Source organism: Acinetobacter colistiniresistens (assembly GCF_000413935.1).
GTDB lineage: Bacteria > Pseudomonadota > Gammaproteobacteria > Pseudomonadales > Moraxellaceae > Acinetobacter > Acinetobacter colistiniresistens.
In genome coordinates this window covers 203,815-218,459 of record NZ_KE340380.1, presented here as the reverse complement: position 1 = coordinate 218,459, position 14,645 = coordinate 203,815, and the positions used below count along the sequence as shown (strand labels likewise).

The 14,645-nt window shown below is 42.8% G+C and carries 14 protein-coding genes; 8 read left to right on the top strand and 6 right to left on the bottom strand.

Annotated elements, in window-relative coordinates:
* Positions 1 to 32: 32 nt before the first annotated feature.
* Together adeC and F907_RS09135 are read left to right on the top strand one after the other, a co-directional pair.
* Positions 33 to 1,433 (top strand): AdeC/AdeK/OprM family multidrug efflux complex outer membrane factor, encoded by a 1,401-nt coding sequence (gene adeC, locus F907_RS09130; protein ID WP_016652181.1) that lies wholly within the window; start codon positions 33 to 35, stop codon positions 1,431 to 1,433.
* 85 nt (positions 1,434 to 1,518) lie between these two features.
* Complete coding sequence (locus F907_RS09135) at positions 1,519 to 1,914, top strand: acyl-CoA thioesterase (RefSeq protein WP_016652180.1); 396 nt, start codon at positions 1,519 to 1,521, stop codon at positions 1,912 to 1,914.
* A 44-nt stretch (positions 1,915 to 1,958) separates the two neighbouring features.
* On the opposite strand, the gene F907_RS09140 is transcribed toward F907_RS09135, so the two are convergent.
* The 5 genes from F907_RS09140 to F907_RS09155 all read right to left on the bottom strand — a co-directional run bounded on the left by F907_RS09140 (position 1,959) and on the right by F907_RS09155 (position 7,455).
* Complete coding sequence (locus F907_RS09140; RefSeq protein WP_016652179.1) at positions 1,959 to 2,900, bottom strand: Dyp-type peroxidase; 942 nt, start codon at positions 2,898 to 2,900, stop codon at positions 1,959 to 1,961.
* An 84-nt stretch (positions 2,901 to 2,984) separates the two neighbouring features.
* Positions 2,985 to 3,773, bottom strand: coding sequence for a formate dehydrogenase accessory sulfurtransferase FdhD (gene fdhD, locus F907_RS09145; RefSeq protein ID WP_016652178.1), 789 nt, complete (start codon positions 3,771 to 3,773; stop codon positions 2,985 to 2,987).
* A 37-nt stretch (positions 3,774 to 3,810) separates the two neighbouring features.
* Positions 3,811 to 6,219 carry an FdhF/YdeP family oxidoreductase gene (locus tag F907_RS09150; protein ID WP_016652177.1) on the bottom strand — a complete coding sequence of 803 codons (2,409 nt, stop codon included), beginning with the start codon at positions 6,217 to 6,219 and terminating at the stop codon, positions 3,811 to 3,813.
* A gap of 206 nt (positions 6,220 to 6,425) precedes the next feature.
* The gene (locus F907_RS18945; protein ID WP_005274536.1) at positions 6,426 to 6,599 is read right to left on the bottom strand and encodes a cbb3-type cytochrome oxidase assembly protein; all 174 of its coding nucleotides are present in this window, start codon (positions 6,597 to 6,599) and stop codon (positions 6,426 to 6,428) included.
* Between the two features lie 37 nt (positions 6,600 to 6,636).
* On the bottom strand, positions 6,637 to 7,455 hold the full coding sequence (locus F907_RS09155; protein WP_032862075.1) for a hypothetical protein: 819 nt from the start codon (positions 7,453 to 7,455) through the stop codon (positions 6,637 to 6,639).
* Between the two features lie 355 nt (positions 7,456 to 7,810).
* On the opposite strand from F907_RS09155, the gene F907_RS09160 reads away from it, so the two are divergent.
* The 4 genes from F907_RS09160 to F907_RS09170 are packed head-to-tail and all read left to right on the top strand — an operon-like array spanning position 7,811 to position 11,880.
* Positions 7,811 to 9,256 carry a cytochrome ubiquinol oxidase subunit I gene (locus F907_RS09160; RefSeq protein ID WP_016652175.1) on the top strand — a complete coding sequence of 482 codons (1,446 nt, stop codon included), beginning with the start codon at positions 7,811 to 7,813 and terminating at the stop codon, positions 9,254 to 9,256.
* Positions 9,249 to 10,253 (top strand): cytochrome d ubiquinol oxidase subunit II, encoded by a 1,005-nt coding sequence (gene cydB / locus F907_RS09165; RefSeq protein ID WP_016652174.1) that lies wholly within the window; start codon positions 9,249 to 9,251, stop codon positions 10,251 to 10,253. The genes F907_RS09160 and cydB overlap by 8 nt, the downstream gene beginning before the upstream one ends.
* A 13-nt stretch (positions 10,254 to 10,266) precedes the next feature.
* A complete protein-coding gene (locus F907_RS19370; protein WP_005154018.1) occupies positions 10,267 to 10,389 on the top strand; it encodes a hypothetical protein in 123 nt (40 codons plus the stop codon).
* Between the two features lie 60 nt (positions 10,390 to 10,449).
* Positions 10,450 to 11,880: an aminotransferase-like domain-containing protein gene (locus F907_RS09170; RefSeq protein ID WP_016652173.1), complete on the top strand. Its 1,431-nt coding sequence runs from the start codon at positions 10,450 to 10,452 to the stop codon at positions 11,878 to 11,880.
* Here F907_RS09170 and F907_RS09175 read toward each other — a convergent pair.
* Complete coding sequence (locus F907_RS09175; RefSeq protein ID WP_016652172.1) at positions 11,841 to 12,923, bottom strand: AraC family transcriptional regulator; 1,083 nt, start codon at positions 12,921 to 12,923, stop codon at positions 11,841 to 11,843. The genes F907_RS09170 and F907_RS09175 overlap by 40 nt on opposite strands.
* Positions 12,924 to 13,042: 119 nt before the next feature.
* On the opposite strand from F907_RS09175, the gene F907_RS09180 reads away from it, so the two are divergent.
* Both F907_RS09180 and F907_RS09185 read left to right on the top strand, forming a co-directional pair.
* Positions 13,043 to 13,759, top strand: coding sequence for an enoyl-CoA hydratase/isomerase family protein (locus tag F907_RS09180; protein WP_005274523.1), 717 nt, complete (start codon positions 13,043 to 13,045; stop codon positions 13,757 to 13,759).
* Positions 13,760 to 13,795: 36 nt separating this feature from the next.
* Entirely contained in the window at positions 13,796 to 14,623 is an 828-nt protein-coding gene (locus F907_RS09185) for an SDR family oxidoreductase (protein ID WP_016652171.1), read from the top strand.
* Positions 14,624 to 14,645 lie beyond the last annotated feature (22 nt).

The following is a 14,645-nucleotide window of genomic DNA, read 5'->3' as shown; positions in this document are numbered from 1 at the left end:
TGCCTTCATTTTTATATTATTTGGAGAAGACCATGTCTAAAACGACTGTCTTATCTCGTGGCCTGCTTGTTTCTACGCTTTCAATGGCCTTGACGGCATGTATGAATATGCAGGCACCCCAACCTGTGATCAAATCAGATATTCCACAAAACTTTGCACAGACAGAAACGGGCTCTTCGATTGCAACTCAGGGCTATCAACAATTCTTTGCCGATGCACGTTTATTACAAGTGATTGACATCAGTTTAAATCACAATCGTGACTTACGTACTGCAACGCTGAATATTCAACGTGCGCAGCAACAATATCAAATCAGCAAGAATGACCAGTTCCCCACTATTGGTGCAAATGGCAGTGCAGTTCGACAGGTCAACCCTGCGGTGAATCCCAATAATCCTTACTCGACCTTTCAAGTGGGCCTTGGTGTAACTGCCTATGAACTGGACTTCTGGGGGCGTGTACAAAGTCTAAAGGATGCGGCACTGAATAATTACTTTGCCACGCAAAGTGCCCGAGAAGCCACTCAAATTAGTTTAGTCAGCCAAGTGAGCCAAGCATGGCTAGATTATGCCTTTGCGCAAGCCAATTTAGACCTTGCAGAACAGACCTTAAAAGCACAACTGGATTCCTATAACCTCAACAAAAAACGCTTTGATGTCGGGATTGATAGTGAAGTCCCGCTACGTCAGGCACAGATTTCAGTTGAAACGGCCCGCAATGATGTCGCGACTTATAAGACCCAAGTGTCACAAGCACAAAACTTACTTAACTTACTGGCAGGTCAAGCCGTTCCCCAGCACCTCCTGCCCAATCGTGCAATCCAGCGCATTACCGCGGAAACCCGTTTTGCAACAGGTTTAAGCAGTGAATTACTGAATAATCGACCAGACCTCAAAGCTGCTGAATATCAACTTCGTGCCGCAGGTGCCAATATTGGTGCAGCCAAAGCACGCATGTTCCCAACCATTAGCCTGACGGGTTCAGCGGGATACGCTTCCAGCGATCTGAAGGACCTATTTAAATCTGGTGGTTTCTCTTGGTCTGTTGGCCCAAGTATTGATGTTCCGATTTTTGATTGGGGCACCCGTAAAGCCAATGTTAAAATTGCAGAAACTGAGCAAAAAATTGCATTGTCTGATTATGAAAAAGCCATTCAATCTGCTTTTCGAGAGGTCAATGATGCACTTGCTGCGCATGCCCATATTGAAGAACGTTTAAGTGCACAACGCCGTTTGGTCTCAGCAACGGATACAACTTATAAATTATCGACGGCTCGGTTTAGAGCGGGTATTGATAGTTATTTAACAGTTTTGGACGCACAACGTTCTGCTTATGCAGCCCAACAAGGTTTATTAATGCTGGAACAAACCAAACTGAATAATCAGATCGAATTGTATAAAGCGCTCGGTGGTGGTTTTTCTCGGGATTCGTAAACGCTTAAGTCTATTATTTGGGCTGATTTTTACAGACTCAGCCCTTATAGTATTTAGGTTTAAATAAGAAAATAATTGCTTAATTATGTTTACACTTTCGATTACACCAAGATTCTATGAAACCGATGCATTCGGACATATCAACAATACCGTGATTACAGGCTGGTTTGAAACTGCACGCGAACCCGTTTTTCGTCTCTTTAATCCGAGTATGGAAATCAAAAATCTGCCTTTGATTCTAGCACGTGTCGAAGTCGATTTTGTGGCGCAGATTTATTATGGTGCGGATATTGAAATCAAAACCTGGATTGAGCATATCGGCAATTCTTCATTCATTGTTGCGCATGAAGCTTGGCAAAATGATCATTGTGTCGCGCGTGGCAAAGCGGTTCAGGTATATTTTGATTTCAGTACGCAAAAATCGGAGCGTATTCCAGATCAATTCCGCACTCAATTACAACACTATCTCATTGCAGCATAATGATGTTCAGCTGAAATGAAATATTCCATTTCAGCTGATTTAATTTATTCACCCAAATCTTCGAGAAAGTCAAAGGTAGGCACAAAGAATAAACTGCCTGAAACAGGTGTACTAAAATCTAATAAACGATCAACATGTCCTGTTTCCTTACCCAAGAACATATTTTCAAGCATGGTTTTGGTAATGTTAAACGAGCGTGAGTAGCCAATAAAGAAGGTACCGTACTCTCCTTCGGTTGGATTGGAAAATGGCATATTAGCTCTTAAAATTTTGAGTTCATTGCCCTCAGCATCATGTGCCTTACTGGCCACATTATGTGCGCTTTGTGGTTTTACATCATCACCAAGTTCCACGTCATCATATTTCTTACGACCAATGACTTTTTCCTGCTCTTCAGTGCTGAGGCCTTTCCACATCTCCATGTTATGCAGATATTTTTGAATAAAGACATAGCTGCCACCAAGGAACTCGGCATCTTCTTCCCCTACATAGGCAATCTCTTTGGCAATTTCATGTTCAGGGTTCTCTGTCCCGTCCACAAAGCCAATAATGGCACGACCATCGAAGTAACGGAAACCTTTGGTTTCGCTGATCGAATAGGTATCGTCTTTGAGTTGTTCATGCAGAATTGCCGCTAACTCATAGCAAATTGCCATTTGATTCGCACGAATATGGAAAAACAAATCACCTGCCGTTGCGACTGCGGTATGTCTTGGTCCTTTAATTTCTTGAAATGGCGCCAGCTCTTTCGGTTTATTCAGCTCTGGAAAAAGTAAATCCCAAGCATTAGAACCGATACCAACCGAAGCACTAAAATTACCATTAGGAAAACGGTTGGTCAGGCTTCGAACCAATGCAGAAAAATTGGCCAGAAAATCGATTACACCCGAATGATCAGGTTGGGTATTGATTCCAAGCACAATAAATAAGGCATTCTCACCCGAAAGATTATTGATAACAGGTTGATATCTTAAAGGAACATTCATAATTTTTAGGAATAGAAGAACTTAGTGTTCATATCCTACACAATTCAAACCCTGAGTCAGCAACATAATCACAAATTTTTACTATTATTCGGTATATAAAACAAAGCTATCCCCCCGACAGAAACTTGCTAAAGTCAGATTCGATTGCTTTGCCATTGCGATGGCCATACTGGTCGGTGCAGAAATGGTTGCCAGTAAAGCAATATTGGATTGTGCGCACTTACGAATCAGCTCATAACTGGCACGACTGGTCATCACCACAAAACCATCGGCAACATTGAACTTTTGCTCCGCCAGATAACCCAATAACTTATCTAAAGCATTATGCCGTCCAACATCTTCAAATAACGCTACGATTTGCCCTTTCACCACCCATGCTGCCGCATGCGCCCCTCCCGTGAGCGCAGTAATTTTTTGTCTAACTTTGAGTTGGGCAATCGCATTGGGAATCTGATTTAGCCATGTTGATAGCACTTGAGTACTGACCACAGGCAGATCAGCATAAAGTTGTTTTAAACTTTCAATCCCACAAAGACCGCAGCCTGTACGTCCCACCATCATACGCCGATGCTCTTTTAAGGCGACAAAAGCACGGGTTGAAATGGTCATATCCACTTCAACCCCCAGTTCATTTTGACGAATGTCGAGTGAATACAGTTCGCTTAAACTATGCAGAATTCCTTCAGACAGACTAAAGCCTTTGGCAAATACCTCAAGATCTGACGGCGTCGCCATCATCACTGCATGAGAGATGCCGTTATAGACCAAGGCAACAGGATATTCCTGCACAATATAGTCTATTTCATTTTCAGAACGATCATGATTGAAACGATGCACTTGCACCGTTTCGTAGCCTCGTGTTTTTGTGTCCACGCCTTACCTCTTTTACATCCAGATTGACGCCCATAAACTATGCGTTACTGACGCGTTCATTGGCATGCTCAGGATCAACTTCCACATTCAAATTGAAATGCGCGGGGGCATTACCGGCATGTAGAATCACAGGAATGCTTTTTGATGCTGGGATTTTGGCATATTTATCATGGCTGCCCAAAGCCACCAATGGATTGGTTTCAGGATAATAGGCCGCCAGACTGCCTTGCGGAATGTTATACGGCACAATACGGAAACTATGTACAATCCGTTTCACACCATCCGAGAACACACTTTCAATATCGACCCATTGATCTGCCACGAAGCCTGCTGCATCAATATCAGTTTGATTCATAAACAGGACACGACGTTGCCCAAATACACCGCGGTAGCGATCATCCAAACCATATAACGTGGTGTTGTACTGGTCATGCGAACGTGTGGTCATCAGCGTATAGACTTGCTGCTCAGTATAGGCCGCAGCATACTGATTTTCCTTGTCCTCATAGACTTCAGTTAATGGGGTAATTAAAAACTGAGCCTTGCCACTTGGCGTATGCCAAACATGTTGATTGGCAGGATGCTCTAAATGAAACCCACTTGGTTGATAAACCCGTTGGTTGAAATCATGAAATTCATCAAAAACATCAGCAATGGAATCGCGAATACGATCATAGCTCTCAATATACCAACGCCATCTCACTGCACTGTCAGGCAAGGCTGCTGCTGCCATACGCGCCACAATATCAGGCTCGGATAAGATATTTTCTGAAATCGGCGGATTGCGACCTGCGGAAAGATGTACATTACTCATTGAGTCTTCGACTGAAATTGCTTGAGGTCCATGCAGCTGCATATCCACTTCGGTTCGTCCCAAACACGGTAACATTAAGGCTGTTTTGCCACAGACGAGATGGCTGCGATTCAGCTTGGTGGTAATGTTGACGGTTAAATCACAACGGCGTAACGCCTCTTGAGTATAGGGCGTATCAGGTGTGGCAACCGCAAAGTTTCCACCAAGGCCAATAAAGACTTTGACCTCGCCTTCATACATCGCCTTGATGGTATCGACCACCCCAAAACCATGTTTACGCGGTGACTTGATACCAAAGACCCGATCAATACTATCTAGAAGTGCATCACTTGGATTTTCATTGATGCCCATGGTTCGGTCACCCTGCACATTACTATGCCCCCGAACTGGACAGAGACCTGCCCCCGGACGACCGATATGTCCACGTGCCAGCATCAGGTTTGCCAGCATATGAATATTGGCTGTCCCGTGACGGTGTTGGGTAATCCCCATCCCCCAACAGAAAATGGCAGTTTTCGCATCCAGATACATCTTGGCAATTGACTCTAAATGTTCAGGTGACAGTCCCGTATGTTTATGAATCTGTGACCATTCTGTACCATCAATCTCAGCCAGCATCTCATCAAAACCCATGGTATTCATGTCAATAAAGCTGCGATCAAAAACACTGGCTTTCCCTTTCGCCAAAGCTTTTTTATCCCATTCGGATAAATGCTTCATTACTCCAAACATCAGTGCATAATCGCCACCAATTTTGGGTTGGAAATAATAGCGGCTGATTGGAGTACTGCCATTGGTCATCATTTCCAAAGGTGCTTGCGGATCTTGGAAGCGCTCTAGTCCACGTTCTTTGATCGGGTTAATCGCAACAATATTACCACCTCTTCGAGAGACCTCCCTCAAGGTTGCCAACATCCGTGGATGGTTGGTACCCGGATTATGCCCAAAACTAAAAATAGCATCTGCTTGATCAAAATCATCCAGAATCACGGTGCCTTTGCCTAAACCTATCGCATCTTTTAAACCGACACTGGTGGTTTCATGACACATATTGGAACAGTCTGGAAAATTGTTGGTACCAAAGCTGCGAACAAAAAGTTGATACAGAAATGCAGCTTCATTACTGGCACGCCCTGAAGTATAAAAGGCTGCTTGATCTGGATGATCCAGCGCCTGCAAATGCTGAGCAATCAGTTGAAAAGCATCATCCCAAGAAATCGGTACATATTTATCCGAAACAGGGTCATAACGCATTGGATCGGTTAAACGTCCAAGGTCTTCTAGATAGAAATCATTTTGTTCAGTGAGCCAACTCACCGTATGTTGCGCAAAGAACTCAGGCGTAACCGTTTTACTGGTTGCTTCAAAAGCAACCGCTTTGGCGCCGTTTTCGCAGAAGTTAAAGGCATGCGCATCTTTTTTCTCAGGCCATGCACAACCTGGACAATCAAAGCCTGTGGGTTGATTAATATTGAGTAAGGTGATTGAACCCTTTTTTAAAACATCCTGCCTTTTGAGGTTTCGGGCAACACTTAACAATGCGCCCCATCCACCCGCAGGTTGGGTATAGGGTTCAATTCTTGCAAAACTGGTATTTTCTTGCTTATGTATAGGTTGTTCTGAGTTATCCATTATGTTGCCCTCATCTGAGCTATTCTTAACATTTGCTACAGATAGGATTAACATGAATTGTGCTTCTTTTCTATTCTTGATTTGTCTTATTCTATTAATAAAAAAACTGCGAACGCCATTCAAGCGCAATAAAAAAACTTACTGGTGCGTGCTCTAAGCACCAGTAAGTGAGAAAAACCTCGACATGGCATTTGCTTGTTTATCCATTATTTACTGACGGACTGAGTGTGCTGAGCTTGAGTGCTATTTTGCTTTTGTTGAGAAGGCATATAGTCAGGCTGATTACTGACCGCCAGAAAGAAAAACACCAGAAATAAACAACCCAATAAAATACTGATGCCAACGGCAAGGTATGGAAACTTCGATTGCTCTTGAGACATCGCTCTGCTCCTATTCAAATATTAAAATTCAATTCAATCACATCGTAGACAAGGCCTTAAAACTGGCGCCATTTTGAATGCGGGTTTGCATGTATTCGGCATAGACCGATAACTTTTCAAAAATGTGCTCTGAATAAAACATATCTTCAATTAAATGCGCTGCTTGAGCTGGACTAAACTGACCAATTTGTGCGATCAGTTGAGCATTTAGCTGTGCAAACAAAGTGCAGACTTTTTTATGCCATTCATCTTTGTTTTTAAATAACAACTTTCGGGTATTGATCAACTCATCAGCCAGCATGCTTTCAGTCTTATCCGCATAAATGACATCAATTTTTACATCAAAATAATCTTCCAAAATCTTTATCTGTTGCTGATCAATCGGCACATGTGTGACCAAGAAGATATGAAAGATATCCGTTCGACACAGCGCCTTGACCAGACAGCGAAACAAGAAATCTTCTTCACTTTTAGCTTGATCAACCAAATCAACATACAATTTCAGGCTATGCAGTACTTCTTCAATTTTCAAACTAACTTTTTTTTCAGCCTGATAATATTGCTTTAAAATCGACAAAACAGACGCTGAAATTGGCGTCGTATAAATCACAGGCTGGTTTAAATTGGCAATAATAAATGGCGCGAATAAATAGCCGAGATTATTGTCATTTTCCACGATTTCCGCCTGCGCAATATAAGCGACCTTCTCTTTAGAAAAATCTCTCAGCACTTTGCCCCTTAGTAAGGTTGCTTCAAGATTTACATATTCAAGGCGTAGCTGTTCTTGTACTGATTGCGAAGGTGTACTGTCTTTAAATAGTCGAATCATCGCATTGAGTTCTTCGGTTACAAACATAGTCATACGCCATTCAGTCAAAAGTTTTTGCTCAGACAACTTACAATGATTGATCAATATTCAAACATACTGCATCGTTGCTTATGCTATTTTGAATCAGGTCTAAACTGCTGAATAGCTACAGAGTTTGCTTAAAAAAATATAACAGATCATGGTAGAAGCACGTATCTGTTATAAAAAAACAAAAAGAAATTGTATCTACTTATATACAACAGAAGATTGGATGATGAATAAAACTTAAATTGCTTTGAAATATCCCAATACCGTTTTTAGGTTCTGCTTATTTTTAAGGGTTTAAGTCCGTTCTTTCACATTTTCCTAGCGACTCGTTTAAGTCTGTTATAGGAGAGGATATATGGATCTCGGTCTCACTGCTTTAGAATTAGCCCGAATACAGTTTGCATTTACTGTTTCATTTCACATTATCTTTCCCGCTACCTCGATTGGTCTCGCCTGTTTCCTTGCCATGCTGGAATGGAAATGGCTACGTACCCAAAACCCGATTTATAAAGATCTATTCAAATACTGGATTAAAATCTTTGCAGTTGCCTTTGGGATGGGTGTCGTCTCTGGCGTAGTCATGAGCTACCAGTTTGGGACTAACTGGAGCGAGTTTTCCCGTGTTGCAGGGAGTGTTACAGGCCCTCTACTCACCTATGAAGTCCTGAGTGCTTTCTTCTTGGAAGCAGGCTTCTTGGGCATCATGCTCTTTGGTTGGGGACGCGTCAGCCCCAAAGCCCATTTCTTTGCCACCCTGATGGTTGCGATCGGCACCTGTATTTCCATGTTCTGGATTTTGTCCTCCAACAGTTGGATGCAAACGCCTCAAGGTTTTGCCATTGAAAACGGGATTATTGTGCCAACCGACTGGTGGGCAATCGTGTTCAATCCCTCTTTCCCTTATCGCTTTGCTCATATGGCAGCCGCTGCATTTTTAGTGTCCTCCTTACTGGTGGTTGGTACTGCTGCATGGCACCTGATCAAAGGCCGACGTGATGAGTTGGTGAAAAAATCCTTTTCTATGGGTTTATGGATGGTGCTCGTCACCTCATGTTTGCAAGTGGTGATTGGCGATAATCATGGTTTGAATACCTTGAAACATCAACCTGCCAAACTTGCCGCGATGGAGGGTCATTGGGAGACCAACCATGATGAAGCGATGCCGCTCTATCTGTTTGGTATTCCAGATATGCAAGAAGAACGGACTAAATACGCTGTTGCTATCCCCCATTTAGGCAGTCTGATCCTAACCCACTCCATGGATGGCACAGTGAAAGGCTTAAAAGACTTTGCCCCTGAAGACCGACCCAATTCAACCATTGTGTTCTGGAGTTTCCGTGTCATGGTTGGGCTTGGCATGTTAATGGTACTGCTGTCTTTCATTGCTTTGTGGTTACGTAAAAAAGGCAAATTGTATGGTTCCTCTTGGTTTCATAAATTCGCTTTTGTCATGGGACCAACAGGCTATATTGCGCTACTTGCAGGCTGGGTCACTACTGAAGTAGGCCGTCAACCTTGGGTGGTGTATGGGGTGATGCGGACCAAAGATGGTTTATCGCATGCGGTCACTGCGGATCAAGTCGGTATCAGTCTGATTATCTTTGTGGTGGTCTATACCATCGTGTTTGGTAGCGGGATTTACTATATGTTGAAACTGCTGAAAAAAGGTCCTGAGTTTATTGAAGCCATTGATCTTGAACCTGCAGGTCCTGGACACTTTAAAACACCAATGCGTCCATTAAGTGCTGTTGATGAAAGCATTGATCAACAAGACCCAAACAAGGAGAAGCACCATGATTGATTTATCTCTGATTTGGGTTGGCATTATCGGTCTCGGTGTTCTGATCTATGTCATTCTGGATGGCTTTGATCTCGGGATTGGCATTCTATTCCCCTTTATCAAAAGCAGCGAAGAACGTGATGTGATGATGAATACCGTCGCACCCGTGTGGGATGGCAATGAAACGTGGATGGTGCTTGGCGGTGCTGGCCTATTCGCCGCCTTTCCATTGGTGTATTCAACAGTGCTTTCTGCTTTGTATATGCCGATTACCCTGATGGTGATTGCACTGATTTTCCGTGGTGTTGCGTTTGAATTTCGTTTTAAAGCCAATCGCACCAAATATTTATGGGATCAAGCTTTTATCTGGGGTTCGATTCTCTCTAGCTTCCTGCAAGGCGTGATTTTAGGTGCTTATATTCAAGGGATCCAAACCACCAATGGTATTTTCTCAGGTTCAGGCTTGGACTGGCTGACCCCATTCGCTCTATTTACAGGCCTGAGTGTGGTTGCGATGTACGCCGCACTTGGTTGTGGCTGGCTGATTATGAAAACTGATCATGAGTTACAAGATCAGATGTATGGCCTGATGCCTAAACTGATCATCTTACTGTTTGTGGTCTTTGCAGGTGTCAGTTTATATACACCACTCACGCATCCTGAAATTGCAGCACGTTGGTTTGCTTTGCCAAATCTGCTGTACTTTAGCCCAGTGCCCATCTTGGTGTTGTTGTTTACCTTCCTGATTTTAAAGGCATGTAAGCAACGTCAGGATTTCAAGCCGTTTATCTATACCTTGGCCTTGGTATTTTTGGCCTTTAGTGGATTTGTGATCAGCCTCTGGCCGAATATTATTCCGCCGTCCGTTACCATTTGGGAAGCAGCAGCACCACATTCCAGTCAAAAGTTTGCCTTGGTTGGGGCTGTCATTTTAATTCCAATCATTATTGCCTATACCATCCTCTCTTACTGGGTGTTTAAAGATAAAGTACGGGTTGGAGATACGGGTTATCACTAAGGAGCAGCTTTGCATGAAAATAAAATCTCTGCATTTAAGCCAAACACAATGGTTTATAATCTTATGGTTAGTTGGTTTTTTTGCACTTGCCATCATTGCAGGTTTATTTAGACTGTTATTGATGTTTGCTTATTAAAAAAAGAGATGGAACAGCTAGCATAAAAGCTGTTCCATCTATACGGATTCACTTGAGTTTATGTATAAATCAGAACAGTTAGCACACCAGCTCAAACTTCTCATTGAGAATGGGTCATGGAAACCGCACACCAAACTGCCCTCTTTGCGTGAACAAGTACAGCGCTCAGGCTTTAGCTTAATTACGGTGATGAATGCTTACCAAGAACTGGAAGCACAAGGGCTGATTTATTCCAAAGAAAAGTCAGGTTATTTTGTGGCTGAGCAAAATAAAATTCAGATTCCGCAAGCCTATTCAGTGGTGTCTTTAAATCCAAAAATTGAAATCAACTCCTTGGTGTTTAAGTATCTTAAATCGATTCAGTCTAAACAGGTCAGTCCTCTAGGTTCGGCTTTTCCAGACAGTCAGTTGCTGTATCCGCCCAAGCTGATCCAGATCATGGGACAGCTTTCCCGTAATCGACATAGTTATGATCAGACCACCAATCTACCGCCCGGAAATTTAGCCCTCCGAAAATTGATTGCGCAACGCTATTGTATGCAAGGGATTCCTACCGATGCCGATGACATTGTCATCACCTCTGGAGGGTTGGAAGCCCTCAATCTTTCCCTGCAAGCGATTACCCAACCGGGCGATTATATCTTGTTGCAGCAAACCATTTTCTATGGCGCATGGCAGGCGGCAGAACGTTTGGGCCTGAAAGTGATTACCCTGCCAGAACATCCACAGCATGGCTTTGATATTGAAGCCTTTGAACAGGTCATTAAAAGTTATCCGATCAAGGTCTGCTGGTTTATGCTGAATGCGCATAACCCGATTGGCTTTACCGTCAGCGATGAAATTAAATATAAAATTGCCAAATTGTTGCATGAGCATCAAATTCATTTAATCGAAGATGATGTCTATGAAGAGCTATTTTATGGCAATCAAAAACCGCTGCCAATGAAGTATTTTGATCAACAGAATCTGGTGTTGCACTGCTCTTCTTTTTCCAAAACCTTGGGTTCAGGTTTTCGTATGGGTTGGGTCTATGCAGGTAAATTTTCCGAGCATATTCAGCATCTGCAATTAATGAGTACCATTTCTGCCAATGCGCTGATCCAGAATGCACTGGTGGAGTTCCTCTCTCATCATCATTATGAAAAACATTTAAGAACGCTTCGACGGGCTTTGGAAAAGAATAAAAAGCAGTTCTTTCAATATCTGAAACAGCATCTACCGAAAGACTGTAAGGTGTATAACTATCCAAGTGGCTATTTTCTCTGGATTCAACTTCCGGAAAAAGTCAGCAGCATGCAAGTCTATGAACAACTGATTCAGCAACAGGTGGGTGTTGCGCCAAGTCCGTTATTTAATGTACTGCCTTCACATCAACATTTTATTCGCATGAATTGTTCCTTTGAATGGACAGAACAGATTCAGCATTCGTTAGAACGCTTTATTGAAACGGTTCAGTTGGCGATGTCGGATGAATCGGCCTTGGACAAATAGCTTTTCCGATACTGACTGGGTGTTTCCCCAAACATCTTTTTAAACGCGCGAATAAAATTTGTGGCTTCTTCATACCCCACCAGAGCTGCAACATCCTGAATACTGTATTGTGGCTGTTGCAGTAACTTCTTGGCTTGATTAAAACGAACCTCCGCTAAAATTTGCAAGAACGTTGTCCCTTGTGCCTGCAAATGCCGCTTGATGGTGCGCTCAGACATATTCAAACGCTGTGCAATCATGGGCAAGGTTGGATAGGCATTGCCTGCTTTATAGAGCAACTCGGAACGAATGCTTTTCTGAAGGTCACGCGTCGCTTCTTTGAGTAATTTCAGTTTGTCATTTTCACAATACAACAGCGCTTGCTGAAAGGCCGTTTGATCTGCATTTGGATTTTTACACAGTAAATAGTGCTTGGGAAAACGCAGACCATTACGTTGCTGATTAAAATGAATGGTGATTTGACCAAGATCAACACTTTTATAATTCTGTGCGTCCGCCCAGTCGACAAAGACTTCACAATTTTCTGCAATTTTTTTAGAAAATAAACTAAGAAAATGAATGGCACCAAACAGTAAGCTCTCAATTAAGAAAGATCTTAATTGATCAGATTGCTGTGCATTACCTAATTTAACAGGATGTACATCATCCAAATGTACATAGACAAAATCTTCTTGAATATTTAATTCAGGGATAAAATTTTGGATGCGGGTACAGAAATACTGCTGGCAAAGGCTTAAAGCAGTTTCGACATCGGTACAGCTGAGAAATGCAAAACCTAAAGCCCCATGCGACGTCGGTCGTAATTTAAAGCCATATTCAATGCCTAGACGTGGATTACCCGTCAGCTTTAAGGCATTGACCACCAGTTTTGACCACTGGTGCGCACTCATTTTGGCATCGGCTTGTTTCATTTCTGCGAGCCTTAATCCCGTACCAGACAAAACTGTTTCAGTATCAATGGCATAATCATGCACAATTTCTAATAATAAATGTGCATAAGAAACTGAAATGGTTTCCTGAAACAATCCAAACGGATCTCGCATCGAACATCCACTGTCCTAAAATGATCATCAATATGGCATAGTCCCACCTATTGTGCGAGTGTTTTATTGGGAATAATGACTGCAATCAAAAAACTAACGCACAATCAGGAAGCGCTTCAATGACCACCATGACGCTTGATCAGCAACAGTCTATTTATGTTCTCACCTTAACCAATGGCGATCAGGACAATGTCTTAAACCAAGATGTGCTGAATGAATATATCGAGATCTTTGATGAAATTGAGCGTGATTCGCATAACGCCTGTCTGGTGATTCAAAGTGATCACCCCAAGACCTTTTGTAATGGTCTAGACCTCGCTTGGCTAATGCAACAGTCTATGCAAGATAAAAAAGCCTTTACCTTACAACTGGAAAATATGCTGCTGCGTTTGGCCTTGCTTAACCTCCCTGTGATTGCTGAAATTAATGGCAATGCTTATGCTGGTGGTGCAATTTTGGCATCAGCCTGTGACTTTCGCTTGATGCGGGCAGACAAAGGACGCTTTTGTTTTCCCGAAGTCAAACTGACCATTCCCTTTACTGACTGTATTGCAGAAATTGTGCAACTGCTTCCCAATCAGCATGCGATTTGGGAAATGTCTTTAACTGGAAAAACCATGACAGGTGCCGAGTGTTTAGACGCGCAAGTGGTGCATCAGATTCACCCTGCCGAATCATTAAATCTGGAAGTATTTAAGTTTGCGGAAGAAATGTCACAAAAGCATCGCCTGACCTATGCCGTAATCAAACGCCAATTACGTCATCGGATTGTCGAGATTGCCAAGCAACGTCAGCTTTATCAGCCTGAAAAATTCGCTCACCCATTTATGATTTAATTCAACCCCAATAAAAATTAAAGACAGGACTTCACCATGAGAAATATGCAAGGAAAAACTATTTTTATTACGGGTAGCAGCCGAGGAATTGGCCGAGCCATTGCGCTGAAAGCAGCACAAGCTGGGGCAAATGTGGTGATTGCAGCAAAAACTGAAGTGGAAACAGCCAAATTAACAGGCACAATTTATAGCGTCGCCGAAGAGATTGAAGCTTCTGGCGGCAAAGCACTGCCCTTACTTTTAGATGTGCGAGATGAACAGCAAATTCATGCTGCCATGCAACAAGCAGCCAAAAACTTTGGTGGTATTGATGTATTAATAAATAATGCAGGTGCAATTGCCCTCACCGGTGTGGAAGCCACTTCATTAAAACAATATGACCTGATTCAAAGCATTAATCACCGTGCCACCTTTATTTGTGCCCAAGCCGCCTTACCTTTTCTTAAACAAGCAGAGCATCCGCATATTCTGAGTCTATCACCACCTGTGAATATGTCACCGAAATGGTTGGGTATGCTCTCGCCTTATGCATTGTCTAAATATGGCATGACCATTCTGACTTTGGGTATGGCAGAAGAGTTCCGTCACTATGGTATTTCCTGTAATACCCTGTGGCCTGAGACCTATATCGCAACAGCAGCAGTTTCGAAAAACCTAGGCGAGGAAAATACACGGCAACTCAGCCGTAAACCTGAGATCATGGCTGATGCGGCTTTCGCAATTTACAGTACGACAAAAGGTGAACTGACGGGACAGAGCCTCACTGATGAACAAGCGTTGACACGGATCGGGATCACTGATTTTTCCCAATATGCCTGTGTCAGCGGCAACACCCAGCTACAAAAAGATTTCTTTCTGGATTAATTCAGCAATAAGAAAAACGACC

Bases quoted from the DNA above. Each gene is read 5' to 3' on its own strand.
- F907_RS09175 (WP_016652172.1), bottom strand. From the start codon at position 12,923: ATGCGAGATCCGTTTGGATTGTTTCAGGAAACCATTTCAGTTTCTTAT.
- F907_RS18945 (WP_005274536.1), bottom strand. From the start codon at position 6,599: ATGTCTCAAGAGCAATCGAAGTTTCCATACCTTGCCGTTGGCATCAGT.
- cydB (WP_016652174.1), top strand. From the start codon at position 9,249: ATGATTGATTTATCTCTGATTTGGGTTGGCATTATCGGTCTCGGTGTT.
- F907_RS09160 (WP_016652175.1), top strand. From the start codon at position 7,811: ATGGATCTCGGTCTCACTGCTTTAGAATTAGCCCGAATACAGTTTGCA.
- F907_RS09185 (WP_016652171.1), top strand. From the start codon at position 13,796: ATGAGAAATATGCAAGGAAAAACTATTTTTATTACGGGTAGCAGCCGA.
- F907_RS09155 (WP_032862075.1), bottom strand. From the start codon at position 7,455: ATGTTTGTAACCGAAGAACTCAATGCGATGATTCGACTATTTAAAGAC.
- F907_RS09180 (WP_005274523.1), top strand. From the start codon at position 13,043: ATGACCACCATGACGCTTGATCAGCAACAGTCTATTTATGTTCTCACC.
- F907_RS19370 (WP_005154018.1), top strand. From the start codon at position 10,267: ATGAAAATAAAATCTCTGCATTTAAGCCAAACACAATGGTTTATAATC.
- F907_RS09150 (WP_016652177.1), bottom strand. From the start codon at position 6,219: ATGGATAACTCAGAACAACCTATACATAAGCAAGAAAATACCAGTTTT.
- adeC (WP_016652181.1), top strand. From the start codon at position 33: ATGTCTAAAACGACTGTCTTATCTCGTGGCCTGCTTGTTTCTACGCTT.
- F907_RS09140 (WP_016652179.1), bottom strand. From the start codon at position 2,900: ATGAATGTTCCTTTAAGATATCAACCTGTTATCAATAATCTTTCGGGT.
- F907_RS09170 (WP_016652173.1), top strand. From the start codon at position 10,450: ATGTATAAATCAGAACAGTTAGCACACCAGCTCAAACTTCTCATTGAG.
- F907_RS09135 (WP_016652180.1), top strand. From the start codon at position 1,519: ATGTTTACACTTTCGATTACACCAAGATTCTATGAAACCGATGCATTC.